Raw genomic sequence first — 15,995 nt, 5'->3', positions numbered from 1 at the left:
AGGACAGGGAATGAAGATTCGAATCACAGGGATGGCTCTGACGGTCGCATTGCTGGCCGCCTGCGGGCAGGCACCGGCACCGGCCGCAGCACCGGCGGCACCGGCGCCGACTACCGAAGCACCTGCGGCCACGGCCACGGTGGTCGAGAAGGAACCGTCCGTCGAAGACGGCGTGGACCCCGCAGTGTGGGACAACGAAGGCGAACCGGAAGACCCGAGCGCCGGCGGCGAACTCACCTGCGCGGACAATCCGCTGGCGACCCACTTCTTCACCCTGGTCGGCGGCAACACCGTGGACGACTGCGGTCGCAAGGACCCGAAGGTGCTGGCGGCCTTCAACACCCTGATGAAGAACACAGCGGCGGCCGAATCCAGCGACAAGGAGATTCCCTCGCTGCGCCAACGCCTGTTGAGCGGGCCCAGTGGGCCCGGCGAGCTGCAGGTGCTGCAGGGCGAGCCGTGGTGGTTCTACACCGCCTGCCAGGCCCACGACTGCCCCGGCACCGCGTTGGCGATGCTGTATTCGCCGACGGAGGCGAAGATGGTCGGCCGTCTTACCGCACGCTGCCGGGTGTGGTGGCTGGGTGAGCCGACGGCGGAACAACGCGCGCAGATCGAACAGCGCCAGCCACTGCAGGATGCCGCGTTGAAGGAAGACAGCGCGCTCTGCGAGTGAGGCAGTGCCCGCGGTGGCGCTGGGCCCTGCCCGGCGGAACCACGGGCGTTGTTGCCCGCGTCACCCTTCCGGTCGCATGCGTGCGCTGGCCTGTGCGTTCATGGCCAGGCACGCCATGATCAGCCCTTCCATCACCCGGTCGCCCACGTACTCGGCCTCCGTGCCGTTCTGGCGCACGCGTTCGGCCGCCAGCAGCAGCTCCAGCGTCACGCGCTGGCTTGCCAGTGCGCAGTCCGCATCGGCCAGCGCCATGCAGCGGCCCGGCATCTGGTGACGCTCTGGCCAGGGCTGGCCGTCGGCGGCCGCGCCTTTGCCGATGCGGTGAAGCGTGGCGATGAAGGCGTTCGGATCGATCGCAGCCGCGTGCTCTGACGGCCCACCGCCAGTGGCGGATGAGCGATGCGGATGCAGGCGAGGGAAGTCCGGTGTGGTCATGGCAGTGCTCCGTGCAGGACAGACGGTAGCCGCCACGCAAAGGTGGCGGGCGGAGACGTGGCTCGAAAACCGGGAGATCACGAACAAGACCGGCAGGCGCAAGGCCTCCACGCTCCGCCCGCCATAGCCGGCAGACGGAATGCCAGCCGGCGCCACGCGGGGTGACGCCGGCTGGCAAGCGCAAACAACGTTCGTGATCTAACGGGTTTTCGAGGCCCGGCCACCCATTTTCCGGTGGCCCGCCATCTGTACGCAGGTCGCTGCCCAGTGCCAATCAGATCAGTTGCATTCCACGCTGAAACAAAGACGCTTTTGGCATTTTTGCATGCTGTTAAGCCGTCGCAGACGCAGGCGCCGCAACGGTCGTATCGGCATGGGGAATATGCGACAGCGGTCGTGGTTGGCGCCCTCGGACGCCGCACCGGCAATGGGCAAAAGCGACACGATCGCGCCGGCCGGTAGGCAGCGGCGCCGGATGGCCAGGATCAGCAGAAGGAATGGCCGCAGGCCCGCATCATGCGGGTGAAAGCTGCCTCACCATGTCGGCGATGATCACGTGGACCAGTGTTCTCAGGAAATGCACCTCGCCTTCCAGGGTTGGGCCGATGTCGAAACGGGTCAGCCATTGCTGGTTTTCCTGCAGCACCTCTGCGTAAAGCGACTGGGCTTCGCTCGCGATGCGGTCGATCTGATGGCGCAGCTGCCGGGTGGCGGCTGGCCTTCCCAAACCCAGGGCTTCACCGGCAGAAACCAGATGCTCGAAACGAAGGTCGTGGAAGCGCGCGACACCGAGAATGGGCCACGACAGTTCCGAGCGTTCTGGCCAACGTGCGCCCTCGTCGGCATACGCGCGGGTCTCGTAACATGCGGTGGACAGCAGGTCGTAGTGGGGGGCCAGTTCGATGCCCCTGCTGTCGACCAGGAAGCTCAGGTTCTTCAGGTGCGCATCGTTGTTGCCGGTGAGTACATTGAAGATCAACCAGTCGAACAGGCGGACGCGCGTCTTGAGCTTGCTTCGGCATTGCTCGACGATGACCTTCAGGGTGTCGATGCTGCCGAGCGCGTACTTGAACTGCCGGTCGAGGTTGAGCAGCTGGCAGGCGTCGATCGCGTGCCGGCGGTGGATGGCGTCGGCGGTGATTTCGCGATCAAAGCGCTCGATGATGAAGACCGGCTCCGGTACGTAGCGGCGCTCGATCTTCGGCACCTGCAGCCCCATGCGCTGTGCAAGGCGCATCACGAACCATTCGTTGACCACGCTGTGCGGGTAACTGCTGCTGGCGCTGTCAGGCTTGAGGATGTGGGTCGAGGGCTCGGCGCCCAGAGGCTGGTAGAGTTCCTCCCCCACCTCGATGATGGCCAGCTTGTGCTGGGCACCTGCCAGTGACATGCGCTTGGCGGCGCCGGCGGCGAGCGATGTACGTGGCAGCCCCTGGATACGTGTGGAGAGTTCCATATCGGGCAGCGGTTCCCTGCCACCGGGGGGCAGGTGCGTCCCGGGCGGGAGCAGCGTCAACGAGCCAGCCGATTCCGCGCCGTAGGCGGCCAGCAGGGCGAACGCATCGGCGCCATCCACCTTGGCATCGGTTGCCATCAGCGTGCGTTGTTGCTCTTCCGGCAGCAGGTTGTCGAAATACCACTGCACCGGGCGCTGGCTGGAGCCATCGGCGATGGCGGCTTCCTGCAGTGGCAATGCGGGTGCCAGCGGAAACCGATATGCGTTGCCGAGCCACTCCGGCGCATACGTGAAGCGCCACAGGTTTGCTGCCTCGGTCAGGCGGCCCACCGGCGCTTCATCGATGCTGACCTGCAGTTCGCGCGGTGGACGCGGATAGTGCAGTCCAGACAGGACGGTCGTTGCAATGACGTCCTTGAGATCGATACGGGGGGCGCTCATGGCACCTTCCCGCTGGCACGCCTTGTCAGAAGGGCCATGGCTTCGTCCGGCACGTCGATTTCGACATGCAGCCCCAGCTCGTCAAGCACGGTGAACAACTTGCCCCATTGCACCGTGGTACCGCCGCGTTCGACCTTGGCCAGGAAATTCTCGCTGACCCCGATGCCTTCGGCGGTTGCATCCTGGCGCAGCCCCTGATGCTTGCGGGCGGCTCTCACCAATGGTCCCAAGGCCTCAGCCTTCTCGAGCCTGATCTTCAATGGGAACTCCCCAGCAGAGCCTGATGCTCCGGATTCGACCCATCGTCTATATCATATAATCCTCACTACAGTAAGGATTTTTCACGCAGGACTGGAGATGCCCGGGAATCCTTGCGCTCTTGAGGATTTCTATGGAAAAGATCTGGATGCCATGAAATCCTCATCAACAGTAGGATTTCTTTGCAAGGATGTCCCGTTCGCCAGAAATCCTCATGATTGAAAGGATTTTCTGGCGTGGTACGGAGTGCCATACCTTCTCCGTCCATCGGCAGCGCCACGACGGCGGGACGTCCGCGATGCATGGGGGCCAGGTGGAGCCCGCCAGGAACGTGCCCGGGAACCTCTGCCTGGAGCGCAGGCACAGGCTTGGTCGCACGCCGGCCACTACCCACCAGGGCCGCACGCGAAGCGACCGCTACTTGCTCGCGCGCCGCGCGCCCTTCTCGTCGTCGTCCTTTGCATCGCCCCGGCTCTGCGCGAACTCCGGGAACGTTTTCGCAATCGAATCCTTGTCCGGCAGGATGTAGAACACACCGCCCTTCTCGAACGTGGACTGCACGATCTGCTCGTAGAACGCAGGTGAGACATTGATGCAGCCGTGGGTGACGCGGTTGTCGTCCGGCGTGGGCGATGCCAACCGCGCGGCGCGCTTCTCTTTCGGGCTGCCCGGCGGCAGCGGGTGCATCGAGACTGCGGAATCGTAGTCCACCCACAGCACGCGCCCGGCATCGTCGGAGGGGCCGTAGCCACCAATGAAGCGGCCCGCAGGCGTGGTGCGGTCGTGGCCGGGAATCGCGCTCAGTGCGAGCTTGGCGACGCCTGGTGCGGAGTGATCGCCGATGGCCGACCCGAACAGCGCCGGTGCTGCGCCGCGCAGCTTGCCGTCGCCGCCGAAGACCAGAACCTGCGCCGCTGCCTTGTCCATGACCGCAAACGGATAGCCCTGGTTGTCCTTGCTGGCGACGACCCAGCCGGCCAGCTCGATCACTGTCTCGGACACGCTCTGATCGGGCGGAAGTTCATCAACGGCGGCCACCGGTGGTGCAGGTGCGTCCTTGTCCCTGGCGTTGGCCACGCCGCTGCACGCAACAGCCAGTGCCATGGCCAGTGCGGCATGGAGGGCGCGGCGTGCAGGGGAGGAGGAAGTGCGAATGGGACGGCTCCTTGCAATGCAATCTTTGTGGAAGGATGCCAGTGGCCGGCGAAGGCCACTGGGTCCCGATACACCCGATACAGAGGTGTATCAATTCAAACAGTGAGGGAGCGATTACCCGCGCGGCTTGCGGCCGGCAGGTGCCCTTTCAAGCTGCTGGACGCGGCCTTCGATCTGGTCCAGGCGCTGATTGGCCTGCTGTGCGGACTGGTTGGCGGACTCCGCGCTCTGCGCAGCACCCTGCACCTTGACGTCGAGCTGATCGAGACGCGAGTTGATGGTTGCAAACTCGTTCTTGTATGAGGCGCAGGCGCCAAGGCTCACGGTGGCGATGAGCGCTACAGCAAGTGCGCGGGCCGTCTTCATGTGTTGCGGGTTCAGGTTCATTGCACTCCCTCCTTCGTCTGGGGAAGCTGGAATATAGCGGCGTTTGTTCCCGCCGCTACCAAGCGCTTTCAGCTGGAATTTGAATACGTGGAAGCACTGTGAAGCCCACTTCTGACCCTGCATTAACAAGCGGGATCAGGCGAGCTGATCTGCGTCGGCGGAGCGCCTTGCGCCTGTTCAAGATTGCCAATTCATCAGTATGAAGCCGCTGTCACAGCAACTGCTTTTCGACGCCATTTACAGCGGTGCAGGCAGGCTTCCACCCACTCGCCTCAAACACGGTCGCGACGGTGTCGGGGCGCACATCGAGCAGCGTGGCGATGGCCCTGGACCTGTCTGGCGCACGGGAAACATAGTCGCGGGCGATGCGGTAGCCGATCCAGTATCCGAGATCTCCGCGTCGTGCTTCATCGCCAGGGCCGTTGTACAACCACTGCGAAAGATCGGTGCCTGCGCTGTCCTGCATGAACGCACGTTCGAGCGTGCATTCGCGGCCCTGTGCCCAACGATGCAGATGCGCGTTGGCCGGTTCCCCTGAGATCAGCTCGCCCACGTACTCGGCGCCGCCTTCAAGCAACGTCTGATAGAGCAGGGTGGGCTGCGCGACATCGACGCTCGCACCGGGCTGTTGCACGTGCACGTACTCATGGGCGATCAGGTGCACGAAACGATCGCCGACGTCGGGCTGCATCCAGTCGGCGTTGCACAGTGTTTCCAATCCGATCACCACACCATCCTCGGTGGTGACGCCGCCGCTGTTGCCCCGCCCGACCAGTACGGTGACCGGTGGGAACCGCGCGTCCGGTAGCAGAGTGCCCAGCCGATCGAGTGCGTCGGCAACCCGCGCGCGGACCGCCGGCAATGCCGCTGCACAGGTACGCGCCCTAGCGAACAACGCCGGCTTGTCCTGGATGGTTCTGGCCAAACGCTCCATCGAACTGATGCGGCTATCGGTGAAGCTGCGCAATGCATCCGTGCCGGTGTCCAGATAGCCGCGCTGCAGATCTTCGGCACTCGGTTTTCCTCCACTGGCATCCAGCACGCTGAAGAAACGCGTGACGTCGTCTGTCTGTACGACGATGCGCGCAGAAGGTTGGGTGCGCTCGGCCGCGTTGGCTGGCAGCTGCATCATCGGCAGGACGACGAGCAGCAGCCCCCGCACTGCGCGGCGCGCATGGGGCGGAAACAGCAGTGACGCGGCGAATGCGTGCGGCATGTGGAGTTCCCTGAACGCCAGCCTTATTTATACACCAGTCAGTTCAATATTCAGGGTTGATTAGACCCCCTAACGGATAATTCACACCTGTCGACCGCCTCCTCTCTCTCCCCCTCCCGGGAGGCGGTCGACGAAACCAAAATAATTAAAGGTGTGTCCCGATGAACAAGAATTCGCTGCTCGCCCTGGGTCTTCTGGCTGCCCTGCCGTTCGCTGCATCGGCAACCGATGGCCTGTCGTACAACTACGTTGAAGGCGGCTACGTGAACACCGATGCCAAGGGCGGCGACGCCGATGGCTGGAAGGTGAAGGGTTCCGTGGCGGTGCACCCGAACTTCCACGTCTTTGGCGACTACAGCGCCCAGGAAACCGACAAGTTCAAGAATGACGTCGACCAGTGGCGCCTGGGTGTCGGCTACAACTACGGCATCGCACCGAACACCGACCTGGTGGCCCGTGTTGCGTACCAGAAGTACGACGAGAAGCGCGGCCTGGACTTCAACGGCTACTCCACCGAAGTGGGCGTGCGCACCGCGTTCAACCCGTACGTGGAAGGCTACGTGATGGCCGGCTACGAAGATTTCAGCAAGAAGCACGGTTACAACCCGGACGGCGAGTTCTACGGCCGTGTCGGCGCTACTGCCAAGTTCAACCAGAACTGGGGCCTGAGCGGCGAAGTGAAGCTGGCCAAGGCCGGCGACCGCGAGTGGTTCGTGGGCCCGCGCTTCACCTGGTAACAAACGCCTGTCGTTAGTGCGTGTTGTGCTGGCGTGTGACTCTCTCTCTCTCCCACACGCCAACCGAAGCCCGGCCTCGCGCCGGGCTTCACTTTTATGTGGCCTCGCTGACGCCACGCTGAGGCCTGGGTCGGGCCCGCAATCGTTGCTGCGCGCATACTGTCAGCTCACCGGGTAGCCGATCTTGAATGAAGACCTCTCTTCGCGCTTACGTGCAACAGGCTGACGGCAACGCCGTGCAGGTGATGCTTGTGGATGCCACCGCACAGCCGGCGCTGTACGCGCTTGGTTTCGAGGGCACGCTGCCAATCCTGCATGCCTGCGTCGCCGACGATGCCGCCAAGGCCCGCATGTTCAGTGCGTTGCGTGATCTGGGCGTGGCCTTCTCGGCGGGGCGTGAGTGGTGTCCGGCCGACGTGTTCGCCTGGCTGCGCACGCGTGGCCTGCTGGAAGGCGGGTACCTGCGCATCGCTTGGAGCGGCCCGCAGCAGTTCCAGTTGACGCAGGAGTAGTGCTCCGGTGCTGGCTGCGGAACGAGAACCGCTCCGTCCCCGGTCAGGCGGTTCCGCTATGATCGCCCGCACATCGCCCCACGCGATGCGTCCGCCTCAAGCCAGCAGGAACCGCCGTGAACTCCCAGCCCGCACCGATCACCGCCGTCAACCACACGCTCGACAACGAGCCGCAGCAGATCACCGCGCCACTGACCCATTCGGCGGCGTTCCTGGTGCTGAAGGTGAAGGATGACGAGACGTCGATCGCCAAGGCACGCGAGGTACTGGCCAGCACCGATGACCTGATCAAGAACACCGCCATCCGCGAGATCGAGCGCACCTTCACCTGCAACGTGGCCATCGGCCATCGCGTGTGGCAGCCGCTGGTGGGCACCACGCCGCCGCGTGAGCTTGCACCGTTCCGGGAGATCAAGGGCGCGACCCACACGGCCGTGTCCACGCCGGGCGACCTGCTGTACCACATCCGTGCACGCACCATGGACCTGATCGTGGCGTTCGAGCGCAACCTGCTGATGGCCTTCGGCGATGCGGTGGAAGCGGTCGATGACGTGGCCGGTTTCCGCTACTTCGATGGCCGCGACCTGCTCGACTTCGTCGATGGCACCGCCAACCCGGAAGGACTGTCGCTGCCCGAAGCCACGATTGTTGGTGACGAGGATCCTGACCACGCAGGTGGCAGCTACGTGGTGGTGCAGAAGTACCTGCACAACCTCGATGCCTGGCGCGCACAGAAGACCGAGGCGCAGGAAGCGATCATCGGCCGCACCAAGCACGACAACATCGAGCTGGACGATGCGCCGGCCGATGCACAGAAATCGCACAAGACCCTGTGCACCATCGAGGACGCCGACGGCGAACACGAGATCCTGCGCGACAACATGCCGTTCGCCAACCCGGGCCGCGGCGAGTACGGCACCTACTTCATCGGCTACACGCGCCGCCTGTGGGTGATCGAGAAGATGCTCGAGCGCATGTTCATCGGCAATCCCGCACCGCTGCACGACCGCATCCTCGACTTCTCAACCGCCACCACCGGCGTGACCTTCTTCGCGCCCTCGCGCAAGGTGCTGGCCGACCTGGGCGATTGATCGCGCCGGGCCTTCACCGGCCGCCATCCGCCTGTCATCTATGGCGCCGACCATGACGTGCTGGATGGGAGCGCAGGAGGCAGGTGATGGCCATGGCAGGGAACAGGACCGGCATGCGCCGCTGGTGGCGGCCTCTGGCCGCAGTGTTCGGCGCATTGGCGTTGGGCAGTGCCGCAGTGTCCGCACAGGAAGCCCCTGCGCACTGGATGGCCTATGCCGCCGCCGTCGGTGGCCAGCTGCAGCAGCGCCTGCAGCAGGAGCAGGATCCGCAGGCGCAGCGCGTGCTGGAATGGCTGCAGGCACACCCGGATACGCCGACGCCGCTGCCGGTGAGCGTGTGGATCGCGGCGGATGGCCGCATTTCGAAACTGGAATTCGACAGCCTGGGTGACGCCCAGGTCGATGCCGACCTGCGCGCGACGCTGCAGGCCGCACCGTTGCAGGCGGCTCCGCCGGCCGACATGCGCCAGCCGCTGCGGCTGGGCCTGGTGCTGGAGCCGAAGTAGAGCCAAGCCATGCGTGGATGCGCCTACCGGTGACCCCCCAGCCACGCATGGCGTGGCTCTACTGTGGATGGCCAGCGCACAGCCTGGCCCTCCGCATCAACGCACAGGTGCACCCTGCGGCTCGCGCGCGGCTGCGCTCCATGCGCGCAGGCCGAACACGGCCAGGCCGAGGAAGAACACGTACAGCGCGGCGGTCACGTGCAGCGACTTGAACAGGTACGCACCCACGTAGACCACGTCCACCGCGATCCACACCCACCAGCAGGCCACGTGGCGGCGTGCCTGCCACCATTGCCCGACCAAGCTCAGACCGGCCAGCAGCGCATCCAACCACGGCAGGGCAGCGTCGGTGAAGCTGTGCATGGCCGCGCCCAGCGCCACGCCACCGCACACGCCGATGGCCAGATCGCGCAGCAGCTTGCCGCGCGCCAATGGCACGATGCGGATGCTGCCCTCATCGGCGGCATGCTGCCGCCAGTTGATCCAGCCATAGACCAGGAAGCCGCCGAAGATCACCTGCAACAGCGTGTCCGAGTACAGCTTGGCCTCGGCGAACACCAGCCCGTACAGCGTCACCGACAGCAGGCCCACCGGCCACGCAGACAACCGACGCCGGGCCATCAGCCAGACGCCGAGGATGCTGCACAGCGCGGCGGTCCACTCCAGCATCACGCCGCTCACAGCGCGAACGTCACCGACAGGCGGGCCTGTCGCGGTGCGCCGGGGAACAGGTAGTAGTCACCACCGCTGCTGCCGGTATCGCGCCAGTAGAAGCGGTTGAACACGTTGTCCACCGACAGGTTCCAGGTCACCGCACGCTCGTGCAGGCGATGCTGGAAGCGCAGGCCAGCATCGAACACCGAGTAGTCTGGTGCGCGTACGCCACCATCGGCGCGTGCCACGTTGGCACCGGCATAGCGCCAGCCGCCGGTCACGTCCAGGCCCTGCACGAACGGCAGTGCATAGGCCACATGCACGCTGGCGCGCACCTTCGGCAAGTTCACCAGCTGATGGCCTTCATAGGCCGGCGTGCCGGTGTCGCGCGCGCGCGCCTGCAGCACGCTGGCGCTGGCCACGATCTGCAGCGCGTCGGTCAGCTGGCCGTTGGCGGTCAGCTCCAAGCCGGTGTGGGTTTGGGTGCCTTCCTCGACGAAGGTGTAACCGACGTCGCTGCTGTCGGGCTTGGCGTACTGGTATGGCTGCGAGATGCGGAACACGGCTGCGCCCAGCGTCAGCGCCTCGACCGGCACGAACTTCACGCCTACTTCCAGCTGCCGCGACTGCACCGACGGCAGGAAGGTGTCGGCATTGCTGGTCCAGAACGGCGCTTCCTGGCCCAGCGAAATGCCGCGCATATAGCTGGCATAGGCGTTGAGCTGGTCGGTGGCCTTCCACACCACCGCGGTCTGCGGCAGGAACCGCGACAGGCGGCTGTGCCGCTGCGGGACGCCACGCTTGTCGTAGGCACGCTCGTCCAGACGTACGAAGCGGCCACCGGCCAGCCACTGCCAGTCATCGCCGAAGCTCATCCGGTCCAGCGCGAAGAACGCGGTCTGGCGGCTGTCCAGGCGGCGTGCGGAGGGGCCGGGCATCTTCGGCGACGGCTCGAACACCGGCACCTGCGCGTCGTGGATGTTGCTGGTGCCGACGTACTCGTTGACGCTCGGGCGCTTGTCCACGGTACGGCGGAAGTAGTCGGCGCCGAGGGTCAGCTGGTGGCCGACGTTGCCGGTCTCGAAGCGGCCGCGCAGCTCGGCACGGGCCTGCTGGTTGCGGCGTGTGTCGTCCGGGCTGCGGTAGTCGTAGACGTCGTAGTCGCCATTGGGTGCGAAGTAGTTGCCCGGCACGCTGCCATCGGCGCACTGCGCGGCGTAGTAGCAACCGTAGGCGAAGGCGACGTTGTCATCGATCACCGAGCGGCTGTGGCCGACCGAGACGCGCGACTGCCAGGCATCGTTGAAGTCGTAGGTGTGCAGCGCGGTGATGTTGGTGCTGGCGATATCCACCGGGCGCTGCCACGGCTGGTAGCCGAGCAGGTGCTCGCGGTCGACGCCGCGCGGCAGGTCACGCGCGCCCAGCAGCTGGTAGCCGGACACCGATCGCTGCGAGCTGGTCTGGTAGTTGGCATCCACCTCCAGCTTGCCGCGCTCGCCGATCAGCCAGTCGGCGGCCAGCGAATAGAAATTGCGGCGGCCATCGGCGTGCTCGACATAGGAATTGCTGGAATCCCATGCGGCATTCAGGCGCAGGCCGAAGCGCGGGGTGATCCAGTGGCCGACATCGACGGCGACGTAGCGCGAGCCTTCCGAATCGGTGCCGAGCGTGGCGGTGCGTACTTCGGCCGGGCGCTTGCCGATGTAATTGATGATCCCGCCCGGTGCCATCACGCCTGCGGCCTGGCCGGCTTCACCCTTGAGGATCTCCACCGACTGCACGTTTTCCAGCGCCAGGCGCTGTTCGCCGGCGATGGACAGGCCGTTGAAGCGGTAGCCGGTGGCGGCGTCCAGTGCGAAGCCACGGATGGCGATGTTCTGGTAGTAGCCCACCGGTGCATAGGCATCCCCCAGCGAGGCGTCGTTGCTGGCCAGCTCGGATAGCGAACGCACCTGGCGGCGATCAAGGTAATCGCGCTCGAGCACGTTCACTGACGCCGGCGTGTCCTTCCAGCTGCCGCCACCGAAGGCGTTCACGCGCGTGGTATCGGCCTTCGGTTTGCCAGCCTCCACGCGCACTGCCGCCAGTTCGGTCGGCGAGCGTTCGGCGCCGGTGGCAGCCGCATCGGGGGCAGCATCGGCCTCGCTGGCTTGCAGCGGCAACGCGGCGCAGAGGGCGAGGGAGAGCAGGGTGGGGCGCAGGCAGCGGTTCATTCGGTTCGTCTTCGGACAACAAGGGAGACGAAGCGACGGCGCGCAGGTGCACCGGCCCATGACGGGGGTGCGGCTGCGGCTCAAAGCTCCCTACGCCGGTGCAAACCGGATCAGGTTCCAAGGGACTCTCTCAGCCTGGCAGATCCAGGCACCCCCGCTTCAGGTGACCATTTCACTACAAATGGTACGGATTTGCGAGCCGGTGCCCTTCAGGCTGCGGGGTCAGATCCCTTCCCGTAGGAAAGGGATCTGACCCCGACGGTGCGCCAACCGGGTCACGCGGCGGCGTGCAGGGCCTGCAGCAGTGCCTTTCCGGGCGTGCTGTGGAACCACATTGGATGGCCCAGCATGAATGGCTGCCAGGCCACATCCGCGTTCGCGGTCGAGCCGGTGACACCTTTGAAGTACTCCACTTCGGACAGTGCGAAGTCGAAATGCACCATCGGGAGCAGGTCGGCCAGCAGGTGCACGCGTGCCGCCGACAGCGGCAGCACCTCGCGGTAGCCGTCGAGCAACGCCAGTGCGATGTCGAAGCGCACTGACTCCATGCCGCGCTCCAGTTCCAGCCACGCTACGGCGTTGCGCTCGATCGCGGTGGCAAGGTCGAACAGGGCGCTGGTGGGCGAGGCCAGGCCGAAATCCAGCACGGTGCTGACCTGCCCGTCGCGCCACAGCAGGTTGGAGACATGCCAATCGTTGTGCGCCCACAGCCGTGGCTCGTCGCGCAGGCGCTCGGCCAGGCCCGTGTGCCACGGCAGCACGTCGCGCTGCAGCTGTGCTTCCCATGGGATGCGCGCGAGATAGCGGGCCAGGCCGGGGCGCTCGTGCAGTTCCGCCTTGATCGCTGCGATCGGATCGTCGGCGCGAATCAGGTCGTCGCGCGCGACCAGCAGATGGGTGCTGCGCTGGGGCGCGTGGTAGCTGGCGGCGGCACGGTGCAGCTGTGCGAGTGCGCACCCGGCTTCGCGGGCCTGCGCGACATCGGTCAGCAGCGACCACGACACCGCGTCGCGGTACAGGTCCTCGCCCACGCCGACGGCGTGTAGTTCAAACGTCCATTCGCCGTGTTCGACCGCAGTGCGGCCATCGGTCGCCGGCAGCACCTGCACCACCGGCACGCCGGCGGCGGCGAGATGGGCGATGAAGCGATGCTCTTCTTCCAGGCAGGCCGCGCTGCGCACGCTGTGGTGATGGCGCTTGATGAACACCGCGCCGCGCGTGCCGTCGACAATGGCGGCGGCCGAAAGCGGCCGCGGGCTGTGCCAGCGCGGTTGGCTGCCGCTGTCCAGCTGCGGGTAGCGCTGGCGCAGCCACGCGATGTCCGCCGCGCTGATCGGTGGCCAGTCGGCAGCGACCTCGTCGTTGTTGAGGCCCTGCACGCGGTGGGAGGAAGACGTCATGCCGCAGCCCGAGAGGGGAAAGTCACATTCAAGGCTGCGCATTCAACGCCATGCGCGCGGCCAACGCAAACGGGCGGGTCATCGACCCGCCCGTCTCCGTATCGGCATGGGTCATGCCGCCGTGCCGCTTACCAGCCGCGATGGCGGCCGCGGTCGTTGTAGTAGCGGTTGTCGTAGTAGCGCTCACGCTGCCAGCGGCGGTCATCGCCACGGTCGTAATAGCCGCTGCGGTAGTAGCCACGGTCGTAACGGCGATCGTAGCGGTTGTCGTAGTAGCGGTTGTCGTAATAGCGACGGTCGCGGCGGTCGGACGTGGTCAGGTTGCCGATCGCGCCGCCGGCCACGGCACCGCCGACGGTGGCCGCAGGATCACCGTTGGAGAGCAGGTTGCCGGCCACGCCACCGACCACGGCGCCGACCAGGGTGCGCTTGTCCTTCCTCGACATCGCGCTGGCATCGCTGACCACGGCGACACCGGCAACCAGTGCCAGAGCCATCGCCAGACCACGGAAGCTGAGTGTGGAAGTACTGAGCATGTTCGGTTCTCCTGTGAGGTGCATGCCACGTTGGGCAGGGAGGGCGCGGGGCGCCCCGGCTGCCGTGGAGACCACGCTGGCGTTCCAACATTGCCGGAACATTGCCTGGCCTACCGGGCGGCTTGCGCATTCATCTAGCGGCAGGCGGCATGAAGCAAGCCTGAAAGCGGCCTCGGCCGCTCAGCTGGCAGAAAGGGAAAGGGCCGCGCATGGCGCGGCCCCTCCCGGTCTGCAAGGCGCTGCGGGCTCAGATGCCCATGGCCTTCTGTGCCTGGCGGGTCTGTTCCTGCTGCGCGTCCTGCTGCTGGTGCAGCACGTTCGGCGCGCCGTGCACCGCGCCACTGCTGAGCGCCATGCTCTGTTCGCTGGCGGTGCGGGTTTCCACCGCAACGCGACTGGCCGCCGGGTCACCGATCGTGCCCTGCACGGCGAACAGGCGCTCACCGTTCGGGCTGGGCACCACCGCGTCGATGCGCTGCAGGCCGGCGGCATGCGCCTCCCTGGTCAACGCCGCTGCGGCGCTTTCCAGCGCGTGGCGGTCCTTGAAGGTGCCCGCCGGCATCCGCTCCAGGCCTTCGGTGGCCTGCAGGTACATCGGATTGCGCGGGTGCCGCTCGTCGTTCAGCAGCGGGCGCTCGCGGGCCTCCTTGATCGCATCCAGCGTCTTCGCACCGACGATGCCGTCGGCGACCAGCCCGTTGTCCTTCTGCAGCCGGCGCACCGCCGCTTCGGTATTGCGGCCGAAGCGGCCGTCCTCGACCAGCGGCTTGCCGTCGGCCCCGGCATAGCCGAGGTGGCCCAGCTGCTCCTGCACCTTGCGCACGCCCTCGCTGTGCGCGCCCGGCTTGTACAGCTCGGCGTGCGGGGTGGCGGCGGCCTTGTGCTCGGCGGCCGCCTTGCCCTGGGTCTGCTCGTGCGATTGGGTGCGGTTCTCCAGCAGGTCGCGCGCCTTGGACAACGGGTCCGACGCGAACAGCTTCCAGTTCGGGTGGTCCTTTACCTGCTTGAGGTAGTCCTCCACCGGCATGGTGTGCACGCCCTTGCTGCCGGTGGACTGGCTGATCAGCAGTTTGTCGGTGTTCGGGTCGCGCACCACCATCACGATGTGGTCGATGCCATTCCAGTGCTCGTGGCGGGTCCTGGCCGTATCCAGGCCGATGACCATGCCTTCCTTCAGCGCACCGGGCTTGAGGATGGCGTCGCGCTCGAGCAGTACGCCGGACTGTTCGACGGCCTTGTGCACGATGCCGCCGGAACCGAGGTTGCCCAGGTCGATGCGGTCGGCCTTGCTGAAGACAGCGTGCCCGGCCTTCTGGTTGATCTCGTCCATGGTCCGGTTCTGCAGGGTGCCGACCCAGCCGGAGCAATCGATGTAGCCCTGGTCCACGTTCTTGCCGGTCTTGCCCGGCACGTACAGCGCGTGGCCCGGGATGTTGATGGCGTACTTCACATCGTCGTACTTCACGCCGGCGTCGTAGGCGGCGTGCAGTTCGATGCCCGGCTTCGGCGTGGCGGCAGCCGTTGCGGTCGCCGCCAGCGTGGCTGCGGCGGCGCCGACTGCAGCGGTCTGCGCTGGGGTGGCCGGAGCCTGGGTCTGGGTCTGGCCCGGTGCCACCGCCTGCGGTTCGATGTGCTTTTCCGGGATGCTGATCGCCGCGTACTTGTGGATGTAGTAGCTGGAGAAGGTCCGCGCCAGGTCGCCGTCGTTCATGCCACGCATTTCGGCCAGGGTGTGGCCGGTCAGGGCCTTGGCATCGGAGCCGATCTGGTTGAGCACGTTGCGGCGCATGTTGATCTCTTCGCCATGGCCGTTGCGGACCACGCCGAAGGTGCCGGTGGCGATCGCGGTCTGCACCGAGCCGTAGCCGGCGCTGCCCTGCTGGTGGGCCAGGTACAGGTCCAGGCCGGTCGGCGTGTCGCCGCCGGACAGGTACGGGTGCCCGGTGCGCTCATTGCGGCGCGCCATCGAGCCCAGGTTGTCCTGGTACATCTGCGCGGCGGCTTCGGTGTTGCGGGTCGGGTCGAATTCGTGGCCGGTCAGGTGGTACTGGCGGGCCGAGCCGGGCACGAACTGGAACAGGCCTTTGGCGCCGGTCGAGGTGTTGTGGGCGCGCTCGTTGAAGGTGCCGCCGGTCTCGATGTGCGCGAAGCGCATGAAGTCATCGACCGGAATGTCCTTCTTCCTGGCGACCTGCTCGACGATGTCCAGGACTTCCTTTTTGCTGTAGTCATGCTGTGCCATGACGTTTTCCTCGGGGTTGATGGAGCGGCCGATGCCGCGAATCGCCAACCGGACTCATCCGTGAGTCAAGAACATGTCGG

General features: G+C 66.0%; 16 protein-coding genes and 1 riboswitch. Of the genes, 5 read left to right on the top strand and 11 right to left on the bottom strand.

The window, feature by feature from the left end; all coding sequences use genetic code 11:
• The first annotated feature begins 10 nt into the window (after positions 1-10).
• Positions 11-676 (top strand): hypothetical protein, encoded by a 666-nt coding sequence (locus tag BKE09_RS10340; protein ID WP_075675680.1) that lies wholly within the window; start codon positions 11-13, stop codon positions 674-676.
• Positions 677-736: 60 nt separating this feature from the next.
• Here BKE09_RS10340 and BKE09_RS10335 read toward each other — a convergent pair whose 3' ends face one another.
• The 6 genes from BKE09_RS10335 to BKE09_RS10310 form a co-directional block, all read right to left on the bottom strand.
• The gene (locus BKE09_RS10335; RefSeq protein ID WP_075675679.1) at positions 737-1,111 is read right to left on the bottom strand and encodes a hypothetical protein; all 375 of its coding nucleotides are present in this window, start codon (positions 1,109-1,111) and stop codon (positions 737-739) included.
• A 514-nt stretch (positions 1,112-1,625) separates the two neighbouring features.
• Complete coding sequence (locus BKE09_RS10330; RefSeq protein WP_083663080.1) at positions 1,626-3,008, bottom strand: HipA domain-containing protein; 1,383 nt, start codon at positions 3,006-3,008, stop codon at positions 1,626-1,628.
• The gene (locus tag BKE09_RS10325; protein WP_075675678.1) at positions 3,005-3,268 is read right to left on the bottom strand and encodes a helix-turn-helix domain-containing protein; all 264 of its coding nucleotides are present in this window, start codon (positions 3,266-3,268) and stop codon (positions 3,005-3,007) included. The genes BKE09_RS10330 and BKE09_RS10325 overlap by 4 nt, the downstream gene beginning before the upstream one ends.
• Before the next feature lie 415 nt (positions 3,269-3,683).
• The gene (locus tag BKE09_RS10320) at positions 3,684-4,370 is read right to left on the bottom strand and encodes a L,D-transpeptidase (RefSeq protein ID WP_075675677.1); all 687 of its coding nucleotides are present in this window, start codon (positions 4,368-4,370) and stop codon (positions 3,684-3,686) included.
• Between the two features lie 165 nt (positions 4,371-4,535).
• A complete protein-coding gene (locus BKE09_RS10315) occupies positions 4,536-4,808 on the bottom strand; it encodes a hypothetical protein (protein ID WP_010487149.1) in 273 nt (90 codons plus the stop codon).
• Positions 4,809-5,019: 211 nt separating this feature from the next.
• On the bottom strand, positions 5,020-6,024 hold the full coding sequence (locus BKE09_RS10310; RefSeq protein WP_075675676.1) for a DUF2268 domain-containing putative Zn-dependent protease: 1,005 nt from the start codon (positions 6,022-6,024) through the stop codon (positions 5,020-5,022).
• A gap of 161 nt (positions 6,025-6,185) precedes the next feature.
• On the opposite strand from BKE09_RS10310, the gene BKE09_RS10305 reads away from it, so the two are divergent.
• From BKE09_RS10305 to BKE09_RS10290, 4 genes are all read left to right on the top strand, one after another.
• A complete protein-coding gene (locus BKE09_RS10305) occupies positions 6,186-6,761 on the top strand; it encodes an Ax21 family protein (protein WP_004134798.1) in 576 nt (191 codons plus the stop codon).
• A gap of 188 nt (positions 6,762-6,949) precedes the next feature.
• Positions 6,950-7,273 carry a hypothetical protein gene (locus BKE09_RS10300; protein ID WP_075675675.1) on the top strand — a complete coding sequence of 108 codons (324 nt, stop codon included), beginning with the start codon at positions 6,950-6,952 and terminating at the stop codon, positions 7,271-7,273.
• 116 nt (positions 7,274-7,389) lie between these two features.
• A complete protein-coding gene (locus BKE09_RS10295; RefSeq protein ID WP_075675674.1) occupies positions 7,390-8,364 on the top strand; it encodes a Dyp-type peroxidase in 975 nt (324 codons plus the stop codon).
• Positions 8,365-8,450: 86 nt separating this feature from the next.
• On the top strand, positions 8,451-8,870 hold the full coding sequence (locus BKE09_RS10290; RefSeq protein WP_075675673.1) for a hypothetical protein: 420 nt from the start codon (positions 8,451-8,453) through the stop codon (positions 8,868-8,870).
• Positions 8,871-8,966: 96 nt separating this feature from the next.
• Here BKE09_RS10290 and pnuC read toward each other — a convergent pair whose 3' ends face one another.
• The 5 genes from pnuC to BKE09_RS10265 all read right to left on the bottom strand — a co-directional run bounded on the left by pnuC (position 8,967) and on the right by BKE09_RS10265 (position 15,915).
• On the bottom strand, positions 8,967-9,539 hold the full coding sequence (gene pnuC, locus BKE09_RS10285) for a nicotinamide riboside transporter PnuC (protein ID WP_075676683.1): 573 nt from the start codon (positions 9,537-9,539) through the stop codon (positions 8,967-8,969).
• 8 nt (positions 9,540-9,547) lie between these two features.
• Complete coding sequence (locus BKE09_RS10280) at positions 9,548-11,737, bottom strand: TonB-dependent siderophore receptor (protein ID WP_075675672.1); 2,190 nt, start codon at positions 11,735-11,737, stop codon at positions 9,548-9,550.
• Between the two features lie 70 nt (positions 11,738-11,807).
• Positions 11,808-11,903: riboswitch (TPP riboswitch) on the bottom strand.
• Positions 11,904-12,012: 109 nt separating this feature from the next.
• Entirely contained in the window at positions 12,013-13,137 is a 1,125-nt protein-coding gene (locus tag BKE09_RS10275; RefSeq protein WP_075675671.1) for a phosphotransferase, read from the bottom strand.
• A gap of 128 nt (positions 13,138-13,265) precedes the next feature.
• Positions 13,266-13,673 carry a glycine zipper 2TM domain-containing protein gene (locus tag BKE09_RS10270; RefSeq protein ID WP_014035547.1) on the bottom strand — a complete coding sequence of 136 codons (408 nt, stop codon included), beginning with the start codon at positions 13,671-13,673 and terminating at the stop codon, positions 13,266-13,268.
• Positions 13,674-13,920: 247 nt separating this feature from the next.
• A complete protein-coding gene (locus BKE09_RS10265) occupies positions 13,921-15,915 on the bottom strand; it encodes a peptidoglycan-binding protein (RefSeq protein ID WP_075676681.1) in 1,995 nt (664 codons plus the stop codon).
• Positions 15,916-15,995: the final 80 nt, after the last annotated feature.

This window comes from Stenotrophomonas sp. TD3, from assembly GCF_001939825.1.
Lineage (GTDB): Bacteria > Pseudomonadota > Gammaproteobacteria > Xanthomonadales > Xanthomonadaceae > Stenotrophomonas.
This window is presented reverse-complemented; position numbering and strand designations above follow the sequence as displayed.